General features: G+C 71.1%; 8 protein-coding genes. 3 read left to right on the forward strand and 5 right to left on the reverse strand.

Annotated features, from left to right (window positions below):
• Both J7E86_RS29690 and J7E86_RS32160 read right to left on the reverse strand, forming a co-directional pair.
• On the reverse strand, positions 1-1,195 hold a 1,195-nt coding region (locus J7E86_RS29690; protein WP_215085909.1), incomplete at its 3' end, for a chorismate-binding protein.
• Positions 1,196-1,291: 96 nt separating this feature from the next.
• Entirely contained in the window at positions 1,292-1,348 is a 57-nt protein-coding gene (locus J7E86_RS32160) for a trp operon leader peptide (RefSeq protein ID WP_107063558.1), read from the reverse strand.
• A 175-nt stretch (positions 1,349-1,523) separates the two neighbouring features.
• On the opposite strand from J7E86_RS32160, the gene J7E86_RS29700 reads away from it, so the two are divergent.
• Positions 1,524-2,873: a class II 3-deoxy-7-phosphoheptulonate synthase gene (locus J7E86_RS29700; protein WP_215085911.1), complete on the forward strand. Its 1,350-nt coding sequence runs from the start codon at positions 1,524-1,526 to the stop codon at positions 2,871-2,873.
• A 121-nt stretch (positions 2,874-2,994) separates the two neighbouring features.
• On the forward strand, positions 2,995-3,249 hold the full coding sequence (locus J7E86_RS29705; protein ID WP_215085912.1) for a bacterioferritin-associated ferredoxin: 255 nt from the start codon (positions 2,995-2,997) through the stop codon (positions 3,247-3,249).
• Positions 3,250-3,265: 16 nt separating this feature from the next.
• Here J7E86_RS29705 and bfr read toward each other — a convergent pair whose 3' ends face one another.
• The gene (gene bfr / locus J7E86_RS29710) at positions 3,266-3,754 is read right to left on the reverse strand and encodes a bacterioferritin (RefSeq protein WP_215085913.1); all 489 of its coding nucleotides are present in this window, start codon (positions 3,752-3,754) and stop codon (positions 3,266-3,268) included.
• A gap of 153 nt (positions 3,755-3,907) precedes the next feature.
• Between bfr and J7E86_RS29715 the strand changes: the two genes are divergently transcribed.
• Positions 3,908-4,531, forward strand: a complete 624-nt coding sequence (locus J7E86_RS29715) for a sulfite oxidase-like oxidoreductase (RefSeq protein WP_215085914.1) — start codon at positions 3,908-3,910, stop codon at positions 4,529-4,531.
• A 94-nt stretch (positions 4,532-4,625) separates the two neighbouring features.
• Here the strand turns inward: J7E86_RS29715 and J7E86_RS29720 are convergent, their stop codons facing one another.
• A complete protein-coding gene (locus J7E86_RS29720; protein WP_215085915.1) occupies positions 4,626-5,516 on the reverse strand; it encodes a deoxyribonuclease IV in 891 nt (296 codons plus the stop codon).
• 3 nt (positions 5,517-5,519) lie between these two features.
• Positions 5,520-6,441, reverse strand: a 922-nt coding sequence (locus J7E86_RS29725; RefSeq protein ID WP_215085916.1) for a Stk1 family PASTA domain-containing Ser/Thr kinase, incomplete at its 5' end; no start/stop codon positions are given.

The following is a 6,441-nucleotide window of genomic DNA, read 5'->3' on the forward strand; positions in this document are numbered from 1 at the left end:
GCCGCGCGGTGCGGACGCCGAGCGCCGCCAGGACGCCGGCCGCCTTGGCGTGGGTCTCGGCGACCTCGCCGTGCGGGTCGGAGTGGCGCACGAGCGTCGCGCCGACGCCCACCCGCAGCCGGCCGCGCCGGTCGATGTCGGCCGTGCGGATGAGGATGGGCGAGTCCAGGGTCTGTGCGCCGCCCGCGTCGCGGCCGACGAGGGCGAGCGCGCCCGCGTAGTAACCGCGGCCACCGGGCTCGTACCGCTCGATGACCCGGCAGGCGTTCTGGACGGGCGAGCCCGTGACGGTGGCGGCGAACATCGTCTCCCGGAGCACGTCCCGGACGTCCAGCGACGAGCGTCCGCGCAGCTCGTACTCGGTGTGGGCGAGGTGGGACATCTCGCGCAGCCGGGGCCCGACGACGACGCCGCCCATGTCGCCGACGGTGCACATCATCTTCAGTTCCTCGTCCACCACCATGGACAGCTCCTCGACCTCCTTGCGGTCGTGGAGGAAGCCGAGCAGCCCGTCGGCGGTGGGGCCGCCGGCCGGATAGCGGTACGTGCCGCTGATGGGGTTCATCACGACCGTTCCGCCGGACATCCGCACGTGCACCTCGGGGCTGGCGCCGACCAGGGTGCGGTCGCCGGTGTGGACCACGTAGGTCCAGTAGGCGCCGCGCTCGCCGTCCAGCAGCCGCCGGAAGAGGGCGAGCGCGTCGGCGGCGGTGAAGCCGTGGATCTCGCCCTCGAAGTTCCGGCGGATGACGAAGTTGGCGCCCTCGCCGGTGCCGATCTCGTCCTCGATGACCCGCTCGACGATCCGCGCGTACTCCTCGTCGCCCACGTCGAAGGCACCGCCCTCGACCCGCACCGCGTGGGCGGGCAGCGCGGCGCGGACCTCGGCGAGCGGGAGCTCGTACGACGCGTCGGGCCGCAGGACGAGCAGGGGTGTGCCGTCGTCGCGGGCGTCGAAGCCGCGCTCGCGGATCTGGCGGAAGGGGACGAGGGCCAGCGCGTCGTGGACCGGCCCGCCGGACGCCGGCGGGCCGGCCGGGAGCGGGATGTCGCCCAGGCGGGCGGCCTCCGTCACGGGGCCCGTCAGTAGTTCGACGGAGTCGTCGTCCCGGCCCGGGGTGCGGCGGTGGAGCAGGGCGAAGGGCGGGGTGGCGGGGTCGGTCAGGCGGGCCAGGAGAGCGGCGGTGTCGGGCATGCGAGGAGTTCCTTCCGGTGAGGGAGGAACGGCCCGGAAACACCGAAGGCCGCCCCTCGGGCGGCCTTCGCGGTGCGTCAGTCGGTGTACGCGCGATCAGTGGGCCGCCGGATGAGCGGTCCACCACCAGTTCTGATGCGTCTGCGCGAACATGTCCCGCACCCTACCCGACGGCCGGTGCGGGCGGACCGGTCCCGCGGGGAGCGCCGGGGGCGAAGGGGGCGCTCCCGGCGCTTGCCGGGGCGTGCGCCGTCTCACTGTGCGCCCGATGTGTCTCACAGTGCGGTCCGTGCGAGGGGCCGCCGTCACGACCCCGTAGGGTTGGAGCGTGACCGTGAACGCTGAACTCCCCGCCGGTGGCAACACCTGGCGCTCCCTTCCCGCGGCGCAGCAGCCCGACTGGCCGGACCACGAGGCTCTGCGCGATGTGATCGCCGAGCTCGAGTCCTATCCGCCTCTCGTCTTCGCGGGCGAGTGCGACCAGCTGCGCCAGCGCCTGGGAGCCGTCGCCCGCGGTGAGGCGTTCCTGCTCCAGGGCGGCGACTGCGCCGAGGCCTTCGACGCCGTCGGTGCCGACCAGATCCGCAACAAGCTCAAGACGCTCCTGCAGATGGGTGCCGTCCTGACCTACGCGGGCTCCGTGCCCGTGGTGAAGGTCGGCCGGATCGCCGGTCAGTACAGCAAGCCGCGTTCGAAGCCGACCGAGACCCGCGACGGCGTGACCCTGCCGACCTACCGCGGCGACTCCGTCAACGGCTTCGCCTTCACGCCCGAGGCCCGTACCCCGGACCCCGAGCGCCTGAAGCGGATGTACCACGCCTCCGCCGCGACCCTGAACCTGGTGCGCGCCTTCACCACCGGTGGCTACGCGGACCTGCGCCAGGTGCACGCCTGGAACCAGGACTTCGTGAAGTCCTCGCCCTCCGGCCAGCGCTACGAGGCGCTCGCCCGGGAGATCGACCGGGCGATGAACTTCATGAACGCCTGCGGGGTGGACCCGGAGGAGTTCAAGACCGTCGAGTTCTACGCCTCCCACGAGGCGCTCGTCCTCGACTACGAGTCCGCGCTGACCCGTGTCGACTCGCGCACCGGCGACCTCTACGACGTCTCGGGCCACATGGTCTGGATCGGTGAGCGCACCCGGCAGCTGGACGGCGCGCACATCGAGTTCGCGTCGAAGATCCGTAACCCGATCGGGGTGAAGCTCGGCCCGACGACCACGCCCGAGGACGCGCTGACCCTCATCGAGCGGCTCGACCCCGAGCGCGAGCCCGGCCGGCTCACCTTCATCACCCGCATGGGTGCCGACAAGATCCGGGACAAGCTCCCGACGCTGGTCGAGAAGGTCACCGCCTCCGGTGCGCAGGTTGTCTGGATCAGCGACCCGATGCACGGCAACACCTTCGAGGCGGCCTCGGGTCACAAGACCCGTCGCTTCGACGACGTGCTGGACGAGGTCAAGGGCTTCTTCGAGGTCCACAAGAGCCTGGGCACCCACCCGGGTGGCATCCACGTCGAGCTGACCGGCGACGACGTCACGGAGTGCGTGGGCGGCGGCGACGAGATCTTCGTCGACGACCTGCACCAGCGCTACGAGACGGCCTGCGACCCCCGGCTCAACCGCAGCCAGTCGCTGGACCTGGCCTTCCTGGTGGCGGAGATGTACCGCGACCAGTAGGAACACGGGCTGAATACCGGCGTGGGGCGCGGATCCGAGTGATCCGCGCCCCACGCCGTTGTGATTCGGCCACCCGGCCGGGTAAGGTAAGGGTTACCTTATTGATCAACCCGGTAGGGCGGTGAACCGCGTGTACGTCTGCTCATGCTTCGGCATCACGGAGCAGCAGGTGCGTGACCACGCGGACAAGGGGGCGTGCACCCCCCGCCAGATAGCGTCCGCCTGCAAGGCCGGCACCGACTGCGGCAGCTGCGTGCGCCGCATCCAGGCCCTGCTCGGCCGGGGCGCGTGCCCCCGCCGTGAGCCGGCTGACCAGGGGGAGTCCGGCGTACTGAGCGCCGGGATACCCGTGGGGGCGTCCGCCCGGGCGGCCTAGCGCCCGCCGGGAGCGGTCAGTCCGCCCCGCCGTTCGACTGCTCGATGAACTGCGCCAGGTACAGCGGCTCCCCGAGCTTCTCGATCAGGTCCAGCTGGGTGTCGAGGTAGTCGATGTGGTCCTCCTCGTCCGAGAGGATCGACTCGAAGATATTGGCCGAGGTGATGTCGCCCTTGGCCCGCATGACCTCCACCCCGCGCCGGAGCCGGTCGATGGCCTCGACCTCGACCTGCCGGTCGGCCTGGAACATCTCCACGATCGACTGCCCCACCCGCACGTGGAAGAGCCGCTGGTAGTTCGGCAGCCCCTCCAGGAACAGGATCCGGTCGGTCAGCACCTCCGCGTGCCGCATCTCGTCGAACGACTCGGCGCGGGTGTGTGCGGCGATCTTCGTCCAGCCGAGGTGCTCCTGCATCTTCGCGTGCAGGAAGTACTGATTGATCGCGGTGAGCTCGGCAGTCAGCTGTTCATTGAGAAATTCGATGACCTCGGGGTCGCCCTGCATCGCAGAGGCTCCTTCCAAGAGGATGACTGGCAGGTTGCCGGAATCCTCGCACCGCCCTTCGAAACCGTCCAGTAAGTGCACACTTAGTGGGAGTTGCCCCAATAGCGGAACCCCTGGTCATCGGCACCCGTAAAGGTCTGACACCATGGACGTATGGGTCAGTCGGAAAGCCGCAAAGGGGAGAATCTTCAGCTACCCCCGGGGCAACGCCTCCAGCGCGGATGGCCGGTGACGCACTACGGCCCGGTCCCGAAGTTCAAACCGGAGCGCTGGGAGTTCCGGGTCTTCGGTTCGACCGCCGGCGGGGACAAGCACTGCTGGACGCACGAGGAATTCGCCGCCCTGCCGTATTCCACGGTCGTCGCGGACCTGCACTGCGTCACGAAATACAGCATGCTCGACGCCGAGTGGGGCGGGGTGTCGGCCCGTACGATCCTCGAACTCGCCCCGCCCGCGCCCGAGGCCACCCATGTGATGGTGTGGGCCGAGTACGGCTTCAGCTCGAATCTGCGGCTGTCGGACTTCACCGCCGAGAAGACCATCTTCGCCACCCACAAGGACGGCGAGCTCCTGACGGCCGAGCACGGGTTCCCCGTCCGGCTCGTCGTGCCGCACCTGTACGCCTGGAAGGGCCCGAAGTGGGTGCGGGGCGTGGAGTACATGACGGCGGACCGCCGCGGCTTCTGGGAGGAGCGCGGCTACCACAACGTCGGGGACCCCTGGCGCGAGCAGCGCTACTCCTACCAGGAACAGCCCGGCGAGGGCCCCGAGGTCTGACCTCCAAAACAAGCCCGTCCGGCGCTTGAGGACGCGCCCGCAGGGCGCCCGCCGCCGCAGGCGGAAAAGACAGCCCGGGATCCGCCGGACACGCCTAGCCGCAGGCGAACCCGCGCAGGTCCTTCAGGCGGGCCACGTCCGCGGCGTGTCCCGCCGTGCCGCCCGGCGTCTCGATCGTCAGTGGTACGCCCTCCGTCGCGGCGTGCGTGAACAGCTCCGCGAAGGGCTCGGCACCGATGTGGCCGGAGCCGATGTTCTCGTGCCGGTCGCGGTGCGCGCCGACGCCCTCCTTGGAGTCGTTGGCGTGGATCAGCTTCAGCCGGCCCTCGCCCACGACGGAGACCAGGTCGTCCAGGGTCTGCTTCATCCCGCCGGGCCCGGCGAGGTCGTGACCCGCCGCGAAGACGTGGCAGGTGTCCAGGCAGACGCCGAGCCGGGGATGGCTCTCCAGCGCCTCGAAGTACGGGCCCAGCTCCCACACCTGTGAGCACAGCGACGCGCCCTGACCGGCCGTCGGCTCCAGCAGCAGCCAGGGGTCGTCGTCGTGGGTCAGCTCGTCCAGCAGCGGCAGCAGCCGCTCGTGGACCTGCGCCAGCGCCTCGCGGCGGTGACGTCCGCCGGTCGCCGAGCCCGTGTGCACCACCACGCCGCGCGCGCCGATCTCCCGGCCCCGGCGCAGCGAGTGGCGCATCGACTCCACGGACAGCTCCGCGGTCGCCTCCGTGTGGGAGCCGAAATTGATCAGGTACGGGGCGTGCACGTACACCGGGAGCGACTCGGCCGCGCAGGCGGCGCGGAACTCCTCGTCCTGCCGCGGGTTGCCCACCGGGGTCGCCCAGCCGCGCGGATTGGCGACGAAGACCTGCACGGTCTCGGCGCCCATCGCGCGGGCGTAGGGCAGACCGACCTTGGCGAGGCCGCCGGCGACGGGGATGTGCCCGCCGATGGGGTTGCGCGCACGGGCGCGGGCGGGGGCGTCGCTCATGTCCTACAGACCGCCCTTGAGCTTGATGGTGATCGCGCTGCCCTTGGGCGCCTGGTCGCCGGCCTTGACCGACTGGCTCTCGACGGAGTCGCGGGGGAAGAAGAAGGGCCGCTCGACCTGGACCTTGAATCCGGCCGCCGTGAGCGTCCGCCTCGCCTCGGCCTCGCTCTTGCCGGTGACGTCGGGGACGCCGACCATCTCCTGGCCCTTGGAGACCGTGAGGGTGACGGTGTCGCCCTTCGCGAGCTGCTCGCCCTTGGCGGGGGAGTGCCCGGCCACGGCGCCCTTGGGCTTGTCGGAGAAGACCTCGGTGCCCGCGACCTCGACGTTCAGGCCCTTGTCGCGCAGGGCGGCGGTGGCGTCCGCGACGGACAGGCCGGTCACGTCCGGCACATCCAGGGCCCGGCCCTTGCTGACGGTCAGCGCGACCGGGGAGTCGGGCCTGCGCTGCGCACCGGGCGCGGGGTCGGTGGCCAGCACCGAGCCCTGCGGGGTCTCGTCGCTGAACTGCTGACCGGTCTCGCCGACCGCCAGACCCGCGCCCTTGATCTTCTCCTTCGCCTTGTCGAGCGGCATGCCGACGACATTGGGCACCTCGGAGCGCGCCGGGCCGCGCGAGACGGTGATCGTCACCTTGCCGGTGCTGCGGATGCGGTCACCGGCGCCGGGGTCGGTCGTCATCACATGGCCGCGCTCGATGGTGTCGCTGAAGTCCTGCTCGACCTTCACCCCGAGCCCGGCCTTGCCCAGCTCCTTCTCGGCCTTCTCCCGCGGCATGTCCAGGACGGCCGGGACGGTGGTGAACTGACCGGAGCTGATGTACCAGATGCCGGTGCTCACCACCAGGACCAGCACCGCGGCGAGCGCCGCGAGCAGCCCGCGCCGGGGCAGCGGACGGCCCCGCGCGGGCCGCGGGGCGCCGGGG

The organism is Streptomyces sp. ISL-11 (assembly GCF_018614525.1).
In the GTDB taxonomy this organism is placed as follows: domain Bacteria; phylum Actinomycetota; class Actinomycetes; order Streptomycetales; family Streptomycetaceae; genus Streptomyces.